Origin of the sequence: Sphaerisporangium fuscum (assembly GCF_018531465.1) — a bacterium.
GTDB classification, from domain to species: Bacteria; Actinomycetota; Actinomycetes; order Streptosporangiales; family Streptosporangiaceae; genus Sphaerisporangium; species Sphaerisporangium fuscum.
In genome coordinates this window covers 196,327-209,124 of sequence record NZ_JAHDTF010000011.1, presented here as the reverse complement: position 1 = coordinate 209,124, position 12,798 = coordinate 196,327, and the positions used below count along the sequence as shown (strand labels likewise).

Sequence of the window (12,798 nt, the reverse complement as noted above, 5' to 3'; positions counted from 1 at the left end):
AACGGGGTAGCCGTGAGCCGTGGCGGTTGTCCATGGATGCCGCTGAACTGCGGATTTAGGGTGGTGAACATGCTCGGTTCCGTACTTTTGGCGGCGTCGCGGAGTTCCCTCGCGCGCCGCGCCGTCTCCGGTCTCCCGGTCACCCGGCACGTGGTCGACCGGTTCGTCGCCGGTGAGGGCACCGCGGACGCCCTGTCGGCGGTCCAGCGCCTCACCGACGCCCGCCTCACGGTCACCCTCGACCACCTGGGCGAGGAGACCAAGGACGCCAGGGCCGCGGCGGAGACCGTCAAGGCGTACGTCGCCATGCTCGACGCGCTCCGCCCGCTCGGGCTCGGCGACCGCGCCGAGGTGTCGGTCAAGCTGTCGGCCGTCGGCCAGGTGCTCGACCAGGGCATGGCCCTCGACCACGCCAGGGAGATCTGCTCCGCCGCCCGCGACGCCGGCACCACCGTGACCCTCGACATGGAGGACCACACCACGGTCGACTCCACGCTGTCGATCCTGCGCACGCTGCGCGAGGACTTCCCCGCCACCGGCGTGGCCGTCCAGGCCTACCTGTACCGCAGCGAGTCCGACCTGCGCGATCTGGCCTACGAGGGGTCGCGGGTGCGCCTGGTCAAGGGTGCCTACGCCGAGCCGATGACGGTGGCGTACCAGAAGAAGACCGACGTCGACAAGGCGTACGTGCGGTGCCTGCGGATCCTCATGGAGGGGAAGGGGTATCCCATGGTGGCCACGCACGACGACCGGCTGATCGCCATCACCGAGCTGCTGGCCGACCGCCACGGGCGCGGCCGCGACAGTTTCGAATACCAGATGCTCTACGGGATCAGGACCGACAAGCAGGAGGCGCTCGCCATCGCGGGCTCGAAGGTCCGCGTCTACGTGCCCTACGGCGACGACTGGTACGGCTACTTCATGCGCCGCCTGGCCGAGCGCCCTGCCAACGTCGCGTTCTTCCTGCGTTCACTCCGCTCCAAGTGAGGTCTTCCATGGATGCCGTCAGCAACGTCCCCGTCCCGGCGAACGAGCCGGTGTACGGCTACGCCCCCGGCAGCGCCGAGCGTTCCGCGCTCGAGAGCCGTATCAAGGAGCTCTCCGGCGCCGCGATCGACCTGACCATGACGATCGGCGGCGAGCAGCGCATGGCGTCGGGCGCCGCGATCGACGTCGTGCAGCCGCACAACCACGCCCACGTGCTCGGACGCACGGCCGACGCCTCGGCCACCGACGTGCGTGCCGCCATCGACGCCGCCCTGAAGGCGGCCCCGGCCTGGCGGGCGCTGTCGTTCGACGAGCGCGCGGCGATCTTCCTCAAGGCCGCCGACCTGCTCGCCGGCCCGCGCCGCGCGACGCTGAACGCCGCGACGATCCTCGGCCAGTCGAAGTCGGCGCAGCAGGCGGAGATCGACGCGGCCTGCGAGCTGATCGACTTCCTGCGCTTCAACGTGGCCTTCGCCCGCCAGCTGCTGAACGAGCAGCCGATCTCCTCCCCCGGCGTGTGGAACCGGATGGAGTACCGGCCGCTCGAGGGCTTCGTGCTGGCGATCACGCCGTTCAACTTCACCGCCATCGCCGGCAACCTGCCGACCTCGGCCGCTCTCATGGGCAACGTCGTGGTCTGGAAGCCGTCCCCGACGCAGCAGTTCGCCGCGCACTTCACCATGCGGCTGCTGGAGGAGGCCGGGCTGCCTCCCGGTGTGATCAACATGGTCACCGGCAACGGCGCCGCGGTGTCGGAGGTGGCGCTGACCGACCCGAACCTGGCCGGCATCCACTTCACCGGCTCCACGGCCACCTTCCAGCACCTGTGGGCGACCGTGGGGGCCAACATCGCCTCCTACCGCGGCTACCCGCGCCTGGTCGGCGAGACCGGCGGCAAGGACTTCGTGCTCGCCCACCCCTCGGCCGACCCGGCGGTGCTGACCACCGCGCTGATCCGTGGCGCGTTCGAGTACCAGGGCCAGAAGTGCTCGGCGGCCTCGCGGGCGTACGTCCCGCGCTCCATCTGGTCGGCGATCCGCGACGAGGTGGTGGCCACGGCCGAGTCGCTGACCGTGGGCGACGTCGCCGCCGACCTGTCGACGTTCATGGGCGCCGTGATCGACGGCCGGGCCTTCGCCAAGAACAAGGCCGCCATCGACCGGGCGCGCGCCACCGACTCGATCAACGTGCTCACCGGCTCCTACGACGACTCCACCGGCTACTTCATCAGGCCGACCGTCCTGGAGGGCTCGGACCCGGCGGACGAGATCTTCGTGAAGGAGTACTTCGGGCCGGTCCTGGCGGTGCACGTGTACGACGACAGCCGTTACGACGCGGTGCTCGACCAGATGGAGAGCGTCTCGCCGTACGCCCTCACCGGCTCGATCATCGCCCAGGACCGGTACGCCATCGCCTCGGCGAGCGAGCGGCTGCGCTTCGCCGCCGGCAACTTCTACGTCAACGACAAGCCCACCGGCGCCGTCGTCGGCCAGCAGCCCTTCGGCGGGGCCCGCGCGTCGGGCACCAACGACAAGGCCGGCTCGATCTTCAACCTGGTCCGCTGGGTCAACGCCCGCGCGGTCAAGGAGACCTTCAACCCGCCGGTCGACCACCGCTACCCGCACATGGGCTGAGCCCCACCCGCGGTGCCGGGGGCGCGGACACCCGCCCTCGGCGCCACCAGGCCTCTTGGCCACCATCTCCCGCAGGGACAGCGATGCCCGGACGGTCGTGCCGACCGTCCGGGCTTTTCGCTTGCTCCGCCGCGGCGTTCACCCCGAGATGACCCCGGCCCGGGCCGCCGCCAGCGCCGCCGCGGCGGCGCGATCCGCGGCGGCGTCGTCCAGGGGTTCCCCGGTGTTGAGCAGGGCGTAGTACAGGGGCGCGGAGACGGCGGCGATCACCCGGCGCGGGTCGGTGCCGGGAGGCAGTTCGCCTCGTTCTATGGCGTCGGTGACGCAGCCGGACCACTCCTCGATGCGTACGGCGTAGAAGCGGTGCAGCGCCTGCGTGGCCTGGTCGTTGCAGAGTGAGGCGGCGATCAGCGCCTTGAACAGCCGGCCCTGGCGGGGATCGGTGAGGGTCTTGACCACCAGGCGGGCGTTGTCGCGCAGGTCCTGGCCGACGTCGCCGTTGCGGGAGCGGGGCAGGGATCGTTCGGCCATGTCCTGGAGAAGGTCGGCGGCGAGCGCGCCGGGTGTGCCCCAGCGGCGGTAGACGGTGGTCTTCCCGACGCCCGCCGCCCGCGCGATCTCGCCGAGGTCGAGCCCGTCGAAGCCCTTCTCCGCCAGGGCGTCACCGGCGGCCTCGAGGACGGCCTCGCGAACGCGGGCGGTGCGCCCGCCAGGTCGGACGGCACCGGGTTGTGGAGCGGCGGCCATGACGGACTCCTCCTCAAGGGCCCCCTTATCGGTACTTCAGTTCCCTTAGGGGCGCATCTAGTGCTACGGTTCTCTCAGTTTAACGGAACTGCAGGCCTGTTTGGCCGTCATCGGCGTTCCTGAAGGGAACTCTCTGTCATGTCCATCACGAAACCCCTGCCGGCGTCCGCGCACGAGGCGCCGCCACGACACCTGACCGGCCGCCTCAAGGTCATCCTCACGGTGCTGCTGGTCGCCCAGTTCATGCTGGCCGTGGACTTCTCGATCCTGAACGTGGCCCTGCCCCGCATCGGCGACGACCTCGGCTTCTCCCTGGCCGATCTGCAGTGGATCGCCACCGCCTTCGCCCTGTGCGCGGCCGGGTTCACCCTCTTCTTCGGCCGCGTCGGCGACCTGATCGGCCGTAAGCGCATCTTCCTCGGCAGCCTCGCGCTGCTCAGCGTGGCCTCGCTCGCCGGCGGGCTCGCCCCATCCCCCGAGGTCCTCATCATCGCCCGGATCGCCCAGGGGCTCGCGACCGCCGCCGCCACCCCCGCGGGCCTCGCCCTGCTCACCACGTCCTTCCCCGAAGGACCGCTGCGGCAGAAGGCCCTGGGCCTCAACGGCGCCCTCATGTCCGCCGGGTTCACCACCGGCGCGGTCCTCGGCGGCGTCCTCACCGACCTGCTCTCCTGGCGCTGGGCGTTCTTCATCAACGTCCCCGTCGCGCTCGCCGTGCTCGCCGTCGCGCCCGCCGTCATCGCCGAATCCCGGCCCGCCGACCGCCCCAAGATCGACCTGCCGGGCGTGCTGAGCGTCACCCTCGGGCTGCTCGGCATCGTCTACGGCCTGACCCAGGCCGGCGAGCACGGCTGGACCCACCCCCTCGCCGTGGCGGGGCTGCTGGCCGGCGCGCTGCTGCTGATCGTCTTCTACCTCGTCGAGCGCAGGGCCGCCCAGCCCCTGGTCCCGTTGCGGGTGCTCGGCAAGCGGACCGTGGCCTGGGGCAACCTGCTCGGGATGCTCGCCTTCGTCACCGAGACCTCCCTGGTGTACCTGCTCACCCTCTACCTGCAGAAGACCCTCGGCTTCTCGGCCCTGGGCGCCGGGCTCTCCTTCGGCGTCCTCGGCCTCGGGACCGTCGCCGGCGGGCTGCTCGCCCCGAAGGTGATCACCCGCACCTCCACCACGGCCGTCCTGGTCGGAGGCGGGCTGCTGCAGGCGGCCTTCACCGCCGTCCTGCTCCTCCTGGGAGACACGCCGGCCTCCATGGGGCTGCTGCTGCCCGCCACCTTCCTCGGCGGCGTGGGCAACATGCTGGTCATCGTCGGCTTCATGGTCACCGCCACCACCGGCCTGCCGGACCACGAGCAGGGGCTGGCCACCGGGCTGGCCTCGATGTCCCAGCAGATCGGGATCACCATGGGCACCCCGATCATGTCCGCGATCGTCACCGCCACGACGGGCGGCGCGGTGTCCGCGGGGGCCATCCTGCACGGCGTCACCACCGCCATCGCCGTCAACGCCGTTCTCGTCCTGCTCGGCGTCGTCATCGCCGCCGTCGCCCTGCGCACCCGGCGCGCCTGACTCTTCGGCACCCGGCGGCTCCGCCGGCCGACCGGACGGCCGGCGGCGGGCCGCCGGCCGAGGAGCCCCGCGCCGGTCGTGAACACGGCCACGGCGATCCGTTCCCGACATGAGGAGCATCCATGGTCATGCCCATGACGACCGGCGAGCGCCGGTCGTGGTCCCGGCTCGTCCTTCCCGGCGCCCGCCCCCTCCCGGTCCAGGTCTACCGACCGCAGGACCGTCCCGAGGCCGGGCTGCTGGTCTGGGCGCACGGCGGAAGCTGGCAGCACGGTTCGGCGGCCGAGTGGCACCACGCCACCGCGGCCCTGGCCGCGCACTCCGGATGGTCGGTGATCAGCGTCGACTACCGGCTCGCGCCGCGTCACCGCCACCCCAGCGCCGTGCGGGACGTCCTCACGGCCCTCGCCTGGGCCCGTGACCAGGCGGCGGGGAGCCCGCTCGCGGTGGGCGGCGACAGCGCGGGCGGCACGCTCGCCGCCTGCGCCGCCCTGGCCGCACGGGACCGCGGCCTGCCGCTGGCCGCGCAGGTGCTGGCCTACCCGCCGCTGGACCCCACATGCGGCAGCCCGTCCTACCACCGCTCACCCTCCGCCTACCCGCAGGCGTCCGTGCTGCGCCAGGCCTGGCGCGCCTGGCGAGGGACCGGCGAGAGCGCCGCCTACGACCACGACGGCACCCGCCTGTACTCGACGCCCTGGGAGGCGCCGTCCCTGGCCGGGGTCGCGCCCGCCGTCCTCGCCGTCGGCCGCGACGACCCCGTCCACGACGACGTCGTGACCTACGCGCACCGCCTGCGCCGGGTCGGCGTCCCCGTACGGCTCCTCCACCCGCCGGGCGCCGCCCACGGCGACATCCTGCGCCCGGACGGCCCCCTCATCCACCACCTCGCCCGAGCCCTGCGAAAGGACCTGCCGTGACCTCCACCGCCCCTGCCCCGCTCGAGGCGCTGATCCGCCACTTCGGCGACCTGCGCGACGGCACCCATGCCGGGCACGCCACCCGCCACGGCAAGGAGAGCGCCTTCCGGCAGGCGGTCGGCCTGCTCGACGCGCCCGCACGGCAGGTGCTCGCCGAGTTCGACCGGCACCTCCTGCTGGGGACGGGCACGATCCAGGCCACCGGTCCGCGCGCCGACACGGCGGGCGGCAGCTTCGCCGCCTGGCGGCTGTCGTGGCCGGCGCAGCGCACGGCGGGCATCGCGCCGATCACGCTGACCGCCCACTACGGCGCCGGGTTCCACCACCCGCACCTGCGGGGCGCCACGGTCGGCGAGTGGCCGCTCAACGTGACGGACGCGGAGCAGGCGGCCGAACTCGTTCCCGTCCTGCGCGCCATCGCCGCCGCCGACCTGCACAACCTCGTGTTCCAGCGCGACTGGCGCATCGTCCCCGCGATCCACCCGCGTCCGGCAGCGTCCTGATCTGGCGGAGGACGCGATCGCCGCGGCGGAGGCCCTGGACCGGAGCGACTACGCCGACATGTGCCTGGACACCGGCGGCCTCACGGTGCCCGAGGTGGCCCGGCTGATCGGCGAGCGGGCCGGGGATGGCCGGGCGCCCTGCCCGCCGCGCCGTCCCGGAATCCCCTCGGGCGGCAGAGCCGTCCGCCGGCACCACAGGTCGATGCCGCACCCGCTACCGCGCCCCTACCCGTGCTGTGGCTCTGCGGCGCGACGGCGGCCGGGAAGTCGGCGGTCGGCTACGAGATCTTCACGCAGGTCCACCGGACCGGCGTGCGAGCCGCCTACGTCGATGTGAAGCAGATCGGTGCGCTGCGTCCCGTCGCGGACGACGACGTGGGCGGCCATCGCCTCAAGGCGCGCAACCTCGCGGCGATCTGGGCCGGATACCGCGCGGCGGGCGCGCGGTGCCTGATCGTCTCCGGGGAAGCCGACTCCGGCGACACCATTCGTGCCTATGCCGAGTTGCCGCCTGGAACGGCATCGACCGTGTGCCGTCTGCATGCAGGGCCGGCGACGCTGGCCGAGCGCGTCGCGCGGCGCGGCCGGGGAGGCGGGCCGGCCCTACCCGGTGACGAGCTGAGAGGGCTGGATCCGGACGCCCTGGACCGTGTCGCCGAACGCGCGGCGCGAGGCCGAGGCGCTCGACCGTGCCGGGGCGGGTGATCTGCGCGTGGACACCGATGGCCGGTCCGTGCAGGAGGTGGCCGCGGAGATACGCGCTCGCAGCGGCGACTGGCCGGGTCGCCTCGTTTGAGGACCGTCCTGCCGGCCGGGCCGCGGGCCGGGAGGACGACGCGGCCCGGTATGGTCGCGGCGGGTGCCGGGAGGATGAACCTGAGGGCGCCGAACCGAGTTGCCGTGGAGGCCGGATGTCCGAGGACCCGCTGCCCTGGTTGGACGAGCACACTGCCGTCGTCGCGGCCGGGCCCGAGGCGCTGTGGCAGGCGACGGCCCAGGTGTTCGGCCGATCCTTCTCGCGCGGCCTCTCGGCCCGCTACGCCCGGCTCGTCGGAGCCGAGCCACTTGTGGCGACCGGGCCGTGGCCGCCCGCCGAAGGCTCGACCGTGCCGGGCTTCCGGGTCGTGTCAGCCGTATCCGGACGAGAGCTGGGGCTGGCGGGGCGGCACCGCTTCTCGGACTACACCCTGGTGTTCCGGATCGAACCGCTCGAGGCGGGCCGCAGCCGGCTGCGCGCCGAGAGCCGGGCCGCCTTCCCGGGCCGCGCCGGGCGCGGCTACCGGGCGCTGGTGATCGGCACGGGGGCCCATGTGGCCGGCATGCGCCGCCTGCTCGCCGCGATCCGCCGTCAGGCCGAGGCGCCCGAGCACGACGGGGACCGCGGATAGGGCGCACGCCACGTCACCACAGGATTCCGTGAGGGACCGCCCGCCGGCGCCGTCAGGCTTCCTCACCACCAGACCCATGCGGCTGTGGCGTCGTCGTGGCGCTTGGCTCCGCCGGGAGTGCCGTGCGCGGACTCCGCCTCCCGCACCTGGGCGATCAACCGGCCGGGTCCCTCGTTCGCGGCCGTCTCCACCAGCTGCTCCCAGGTCCGCCCGTACCACTGGACCAAGCGCGTGACCCCGTCCGTGGCCAGGAGGACCCCGCGCAGGTCCTCGGCCCGGACGGAGCCGGCGAGCGCCTCACAGGCGGCCTCCGGCCTCGTGCTCGCCACCCAGAACCCGCCCGGCCGGTTCCGCAGTGACCGCACGAGTTCGAGGCTGTAGGGCCGGCCGCCGGGCAGATGCTCGGTCCGGTCGTCATCGATCACGGTGACCGTGCCGTCGGTGAAGGCCAGCGCGACGGGCGAGTCGCACAGCACGAGATAGTCGACCGTCTCGGCACGCCGGCGGACCATGGCCACCGTCGAGGACGGCGAGTCGGCGTTGGTGAGGTCACAGCCGTCCTGGTGAGCGGCCATGACCTCGCGGACGGCTTCGGAGAGGACGTCCACCAGGCCGGACTCCGGCGTGGTGGTCAGCCCGCGGCCGAGTGCGGCGCCGAGCCGGCCGGTGAACCACGCCACGTCGTGACGGCAGCCGGAATCGACACCCGCCGGGGCGGTCGCCCCGTCCAGGACGGCGATCCAGTCCGGGCCCGCGATCACGAAGTCCTCGTTGCGGCGTCCAGGGGACGGCGCCGGCACGGTGCGGTAGGAGATGTGCACGGGAATCCTCGCTCGGGGACGGGACGGGCTCGGCCGGATGCGCCCGGAGAAGACGGAGCGACCCCGGCGGCGTTCGTCACCCCCGTGCGGTCTCCTCCGGCGCGCCGTCCCGCCCGCGTTCCGCCGCCCCCGTTCGCACGCCGCCACGGTACCGTGCCACGCCGTGGCCCAGCGCCTGGAGCGGTGCGGTGCGCCCGGTCAGGGCTCGGCGCGCACGACGTGGTCGCCCATCACGAGGAGGTCCATGCCGGATGACAGGAACGTGCGCAGGGCGTCGTCGGGGGACTCGACGATGGGCTCGCCCGCGATGTTGAACGAGGTGTTGAGCAGGACGGGGACCCCGGTGCGCCGGCCGAACGCGGTGAGCAGCTCGTGCAGCCGGGCGTTCTGCGAGCGGTTCACGGTCTGCACCCGCGCGCTGCCGTCGACGTGCGTCACGGCCGGCAGGCGGCCGGACCGTACGGGAACGACGCGCAGCATCATCGGCGAGGGGCCGTCGAGCTCGAACCAGTCCGCGGCGTGCTCCTCCAGGACGGCCGGGGCGAAGGGGCGGAAGGCCTCGCGGCCCTTCACCCTCCGGTTCAGGTGGTCCTGCATGCCCGGGTCGCGGGGGTCGGCGAGGATGCTGCGGTTGCCGAGAGCGCGCGGGCCGAACTCGCAGCGCCCCTGGAACCAGCCGACGATCGCCCCCTCGGCGAGGGCCGCGGCGGTCGTCTCCGCCGTCCGGGCGGGGGGCAGGATCTCGGCCCGGCGGCCCGCGCGGGCGACGGCGGCGCCGATCTCCCCCGCGGAGTATTCACGGCCGTAGTCGTCGCGGATGGGTTCGACCACCCTTGTGCCGGCCTTGGCGTGGTGGACGGCGAGGGCCGCGCCGATGGCCGTCCCGTTGTCCTCGCAGGAGCCGTTCATGCGGAGGTCGATGCCGAGAGTGCGCACCAGATGCTGGTTGGCGATGCCGTTCAGCGCGACCCCGCCGCTGTAACAGACGACGTCGGTCTCGTACCTGCTCCTCAGCAGCCGCACCAGCCGGGTCAGGAAGTCGTCGGTGACCTCCTGCACGTGGGCGGCGAGGTCCTCGTAGTGCTTCACGCCGGTCACGTCGCGGGCCTCGGTGTTGGGCCGCCCGAAGCGGTCGAAGAGCGCCGCGAAGTCGATCGACAGGTCGCCGTCGGGGCTCATCGTCACGGTCCGCAGGTCGCGGTGGACGGCGGGGTCGCCGAACGGAGCCAGGCCCATCACCTTGCCGGCCTCGTTGACGCCGCCGTGGCAGTAGTGCGCCGCCCACTGCCACAGGTGGCCGAGGCTCACCAGCACCTCGCCGTGCGGGGTGCGGAACACCGCGCCGGGCGGCCGGCAGGGCGCGGGACCGTGGGCGATGCGGTGGATCAGCCGCAGGTCGCGGCCGTCGTAGGTGTAGGCGGAGATCGACTCCTTGCCGGACGCGGTCACGTGGCGGACCGGGTCGGCTTCGAGCTCCTGGATGTCGAGCCCAGCGCGGTGGTGCTCGAAGGTGCCGCTGCCGTCGCAGACCAGGACGATCGACGGCTCGGCGGGCGCGTAGTGGATGACGTATTCGGCGTGCGCGAGGTGGTGCGGTACGGAGACGAACGGCGGCAGGCCCACGGGCGCGGCGGCGGGGTCCTCGAAGAGGAACCTGGCCGCGGGCTCGTACGGCGAGCACGTCGCGATGGCGTCGATGTCGGGCAGGTCGATGCCGGCCGCGCGCAGGCAGTACTCGATGACGCGGACGGCGTCGCCGGACATGCGGGACAGGTCGATCGCGTGGCGTTTGATCCGGGTCAGCCTCTCGGTCTGCACCGCCACGACCACGACACCGTCGTGGACCAGCGCCGCCGCCGAGTTGTGGCTACCGGCGATTCCGAGGATCCACATGCGCCTCGTCCTTTCCAGTGTCATGACATGCCGGCGCGGGCTCCCTCGACTGCAGCACGACTCCGGCCGCGAGCAGCCGCCGCAGCGCGTCGAGGACCTCCTGCCGCGTCGCCGTGCCGGCCGCGGAGGCCAGCAGATCGCGCACTCCCACCGGTCCCTCGGCCGCGAGGACGCGGCACACGAGGAGGTCGGCGGGGCCGGCGAGACGGCCGTCGATCGGGTAGGCCGGATCGGCGGACGTCACGGCCCGGCCGTCGCAGCGGATCAGGGGCGAGGCGAGCAGGACGACGGCGCCGGGATCGGGTTCGAGGTCCTGTGTGCGGGTCGCGTACGGCCGGATGATCGCGCGTGCCCGCTCGTCGAGCGCCGCGGGCGGGAGCGGGAGCGGGAAGGAGCGGGAGCCGGCGCCGGAGAGACGGACCGAGTGCTCCTGGACGAGCCGCAGGCCGAGGGAGGTCCACCGGTGCGGGCGTGCCGGGCGGGGACGGGCGAGCAGGCGCCGCACCTCGAGCAGCAGGTGATCGGCACACTGGTCGATCGCGTAACGATCACGTGCCCTGGCGGCCGCCGCCTCGCCCATCCGCCTGCGCGCCGGCCCGTCGGCGGCGAGGTCGAGCGCGTGCCGTACGGCGGCGGGGTGGTCGACGGCGATCCCCGCCGCGGTGACGACCGTCGGCACGCGGAACCCTGTCACGCCGTCGTCGATCGTGTCGCGGAGCCCGCCCCAGTCGGTGCCGATCACCGGCAGGCCCGCGGCCATCGCCTCGACGACGCTGAACCCGAAGTTCTCGTCGCGGTTCACGGTGAGGTTCACGCCGATGTCGGCGGCGGCGAGGACGCGCGGGAGCAGTTCCTGGGGCACGCCGCCCCAGAACGAGACGCGCCCGGCGCCGTCCCCGCCCAGGCCGGCGGCGAGCAGGTCCTTGTACGGGCCCGCGGGGACCGCCGCGAGGGGATGCGGTCCGGGCATCAGCCGGAAGTCCCCGGGAACGGGACCGACGACCCACAGACGGCACGCGGGGGCGCGGCGGGCCACCTCACCGAACACGGCCGCCACCCCGTGCACATTCTTCTCCGGATCAAGCCGCCCATGAACGACAAATACGACCTCTTCATGATTTATCCCTAAATGTCGCCTCGTGGTCGCTCGAGTTGCGGCCGCGCCGGAATAAGGGGCGAGGTCGATCCCGAAAGGAAGGACGCGGATACGCGCCCTGGGCGAGGCGACGAGCAGATCATGGACCTGACGATCGGCGGCACTGGAGAACCAAATGAGATCGTCGGGGCCGAGATACTGGTGGAAATGACGGTAGAACCAGGCTCCGCGGGGGAACTCGCCGAGCGGAAGATACACAAAGGGTATGCGTCGCCGTAATTGTCGGCGCACCAGGAACAACGCCTCAAGATCGGCCGGATGCGGCGGAAGCGACAGCACCAACGCGTCGACCTCGCCCAGCAGCTCCTCGGCGATCTCGACGGCCTGCCGCGGAGCAATGCCATAAAAATACGGAGGAAGCCGACGTAAGGAGCATTTCTGGCGCAGGCTCCGCTCCAGCAGGGAGAACAGCAATCGCGTCCCCGGAGACGCGCCGAGGCCGGACCCCTCGGTGCCGCCGTGGCGGGCGATTCCGATCACGAGACTTCTCACGGGCCTCCGCCGGGCGTCGAGGGAAACGAGCGGACTCGCAAAGGCCATAGGCGATTATGGCACGAGGAGAAGGGAATTCAAGATCTTTAATTAATGCTTGCCAGGCCATTATCCCACGGGTACGGTACACACGACATCGCCAATAGCCGGCACGGGCAATGTCGTTCACCACCAAAGCCGCGTGGCACCCCCACATCACCGAAATGGGCTCGACCGGGCAGAAACCGGCCCAGAGGGGGAAATGATGACCTCATCCGAAGAAGAAGGCGCGCCAGGCGCCGACCGTCCCAAGATCCGTCTCGTCGATCGCGACCGCGTCCAGGTCGAGTTCCTGATCGACGACCTCATCCGCCAGATCAAAGTCGAGGGCATCAGGCCCGTCGTGTCCTGCAACGGCTGCAACAGCTGCAGCGCCGCGGCTCCGGAGGTGGACCGATGACCGAGTCAAGCGGTTCCGAGCGCCGGGTTCGCAAGATCACCTCGCTCGAGGAGGCGTCGGTACAGCTGACCGACGACCACCACCTCGCCGTCGAGTTCCGCATCCAGGACCTCGTCCGGCGCCTCGCGCCCGACGGCGACCTGGTCTCCAGCTGCGGCGGCTGCAACGGCTGCAGCGGCTGCTCCATGTAACCCGCGCATGAGCGCATCCCACTCACGCCGGCGGCCGGTCCCCGCGCCGCCGGCCCGATGA

Annotated in this window: 13 protein-coding genes; 9 read left to right on the top strand and 4 right to left on the bottom strand. The window is 72.5% G+C overall.

Features of this window, described 5'->3' with window-relative positions:
- Nucleotides 1-69 precede the first annotated feature (69 nt).
- Both KIK05_RS14595 and pruA read left to right on the top strand, forming a co-directional pair.
- Nucleotides 70-987, top strand: a complete 918-nt coding sequence (locus KIK05_RS14595; protein ID WP_214411228.1) for a proline dehydrogenase family protein — start codon at nt 70-72, stop codon at nt 985-987.
- An 8-nt stretch (nt 988-995) separates the two neighbouring features.
- On the top strand, nt 996-2,621 hold the full coding sequence (gene pruA, locus KIK05_RS14590) for an L-glutamate gamma-semialdehyde dehydrogenase (protein WP_214411227.1): 1,626 nt from the start codon (nt 996-998) through the stop codon (nt 2,619-2,621).
- Between the two features lie 138 nt (nt 2,622-2,759).
- Here pruA and KIK05_RS14585 read toward each other — a convergent pair whose 3' ends face one another.
- Nucleotides 2,760-3,368 (bottom strand): TetR/AcrR family transcriptional regulator, encoded by a 609-nt coding sequence (locus tag KIK05_RS14585; protein WP_214411226.1) that lies wholly within the window; start codon nt 3,366-3,368, stop codon nt 2,760-2,762.
- Nucleotides 3,369-3,506: 138 nt separating this feature from the next.
- Here KIK05_RS14585 and KIK05_RS14580 point away from each other — a divergent pair, with 138 nt between their 5' ends.
- From KIK05_RS14580 to KIK05_RS14560, 5 genes are all read left to right on the top strand, one after another.
- Nucleotides 3,507-4,934: an MFS transporter gene (locus KIK05_RS14580; RefSeq protein WP_214411225.1), complete on the top strand. Its 1,428-nt coding sequence runs from the start codon at nt 3,507-3,509 to the stop codon at nt 4,932-4,934.
- Nucleotides 4,935-5,056: 122 nt separating this feature from the next.
- Nucleotides 5,057-5,854, top strand: a complete 798-nt coding sequence (locus tag KIK05_RS14575; protein WP_214411224.1) for an alpha/beta hydrolase — start codon at nt 5,057-5,059, stop codon at nt 5,852-5,854.
- A complete protein-coding gene (locus KIK05_RS14570; RefSeq protein ID WP_214411223.1) occupies nt 5,851-6,357 on the top strand; it encodes a hypothetical protein in 507 nt (168 codons plus the stop codon). Before KIK05_RS14575 ends, KIK05_RS14570 begins: the two co-directional genes overlap by 4 nt.
- A 231-nt stretch (nt 6,358-6,588) precedes the next feature.
- On the top strand, nt 6,589-7,062 hold the full coding sequence (locus KIK05_RS14565) for a hypothetical protein (protein ID WP_214411222.1): 474 nt from the start codon (nt 6,589-6,591) through the stop codon (nt 7,060-7,062).
- A gap of 206 nt (nt 7,063-7,268) precedes the next feature.
- Nucleotides 7,269-7,745 carry a hypothetical protein gene (locus KIK05_RS14560; RefSeq protein WP_214411221.1) on the top strand — a complete coding sequence of 159 codons (477 nt, stop codon included), beginning with the start codon at nt 7,269-7,271 and terminating at the stop codon, nt 7,743-7,745.
- Between the two features lie 62 nt (nt 7,746-7,807).
- Here KIK05_RS14560 and KIK05_RS14555 read toward each other — a convergent pair whose 3' ends face one another.
- The 3 genes from KIK05_RS14555 to KIK05_RS14545 all read right to left on the bottom strand — a co-directional run bounded on the left by KIK05_RS14555 (nt 7,808) and on the right by KIK05_RS14545 (nt 12,155).
- Nucleotides 7,808-8,566, bottom strand: a complete 759-nt coding sequence (locus KIK05_RS14555; RefSeq protein WP_214411220.1) for a protein phosphatase 2C domain-containing protein — start codon at nt 8,564-8,566, stop codon at nt 7,808-7,810.
- 198 nt (nt 8,567-8,764) lie between these two features.
- The gene (locus KIK05_RS14550; protein ID WP_214411219.1) at nt 8,765-10,459 is read right to left on the bottom strand and encodes a carbamoyltransferase family protein; all 1,695 of its coding nucleotides are present in this window, start codon (nt 10,457-10,459) and stop codon (nt 8,765-8,767) included.
- Nucleotides 10,434-12,155 carry a glycosyltransferase family 4 protein gene (locus KIK05_RS14545; protein ID WP_250562772.1) on the bottom strand — a complete coding sequence of 574 codons (1,722 nt, stop codon included), beginning with the start codon at nt 12,153-12,155 and terminating at the stop codon, nt 10,434-10,436. The genes KIK05_RS14550 and KIK05_RS14545 overlap by 26 nt, the downstream gene beginning before the upstream one ends.
- A 196-nt stretch (nt 12,156-12,351) precedes the next feature.
- On the opposite strand from KIK05_RS14545, the gene KIK05_RS14540 reads away from it, so the two are divergent.
- The gene (locus KIK05_RS14540) at nt 12,352-12,546 is read left to right on the top strand and encodes a hypothetical protein (RefSeq protein WP_214411217.1); all 195 of its coding nucleotides are present in this window, start codon (nt 12,352-12,354) and stop codon (nt 12,544-12,546) included.
- Complete coding sequence (locus KIK05_RS14535) at nt 12,543-12,737, top strand: hypothetical protein (protein WP_214411216.1); 195 nt, start codon at nt 12,543-12,545, stop codon at nt 12,735-12,737. Before KIK05_RS14540 ends, KIK05_RS14535 begins: the two co-directional genes overlap by 4 nt.
- Nucleotides 12,738-12,798 lie beyond the last annotated feature (61 nt).

What these genes read in the sequence shown, in the direction of transcription:
- KIK05_RS14550 (WP_214411219.1), bottom strand. Translation starts at nt 10,459, where the DNA reads ATGTGGATCCTCGGAATCGCCGGTAGCCACAACTCGGCGGCGGCGCTG.
- pruA (WP_214411227.1), top strand. Translation starts at nt 996, where the DNA reads ATGGATGCCGTCAGCAACGTCCCCGTCCCGGCGAACGAGCCGGTGTAC.
- KIK05_RS14540 (WP_214411217.1), top strand. Translation starts at nt 12,352, where the DNA reads ATGACCTCATCCGAAGAAGAAGGCGCGCCAGGCGCCGACCGTCCCAAG.
- KIK05_RS14535 (WP_214411216.1), top strand. Translation starts at nt 12,543, where the DNA reads ATGACCGAGTCAAGCGGTTCCGAGCGCCGGGTTCGCAAGATCACCTCG.
- KIK05_RS14580 (WP_214411225.1), top strand. Translation starts at nt 3,507, where the DNA reads ATGTCCATCACGAAACCCCTGCCGGCGTCCGCGCACGAGGCGCCGCCA.
- KIK05_RS14585 (WP_214411226.1), bottom strand. Translation starts at nt 3,368, where the DNA reads ATGGCCGCCGCTCCACAACCCGGTGCCGTCCGACCTGGCGGGCGCACC.
- KIK05_RS14575 (WP_214411224.1), top strand. Translation starts at nt 5,057, where the DNA reads ATGGTCATGCCCATGACGACCGGCGAGCGCCGGTCGTGGTCCCGGCTC.
- KIK05_RS14545 (WP_250562772.1), bottom strand. Translation starts at nt 12,155, where the DNA reads ATGGCCTTTGCGAGTCCGCTCGTTTCCCTCGACGCCCGGCGGAGGCCC.
- KIK05_RS14595 (WP_214411228.1), top strand. Translation starts at nt 70, where the DNA reads ATGCTCGGTTCCGTACTTTTGGCGGCGTCGCGGAGTTCCCTCGCGCGC.
- KIK05_RS14560 (WP_214411221.1), top strand. Translation starts at nt 7,269, where the DNA reads ATGTCCGAGGACCCGCTGCCCTGGTTGGACGAGCACACTGCCGTCGTC.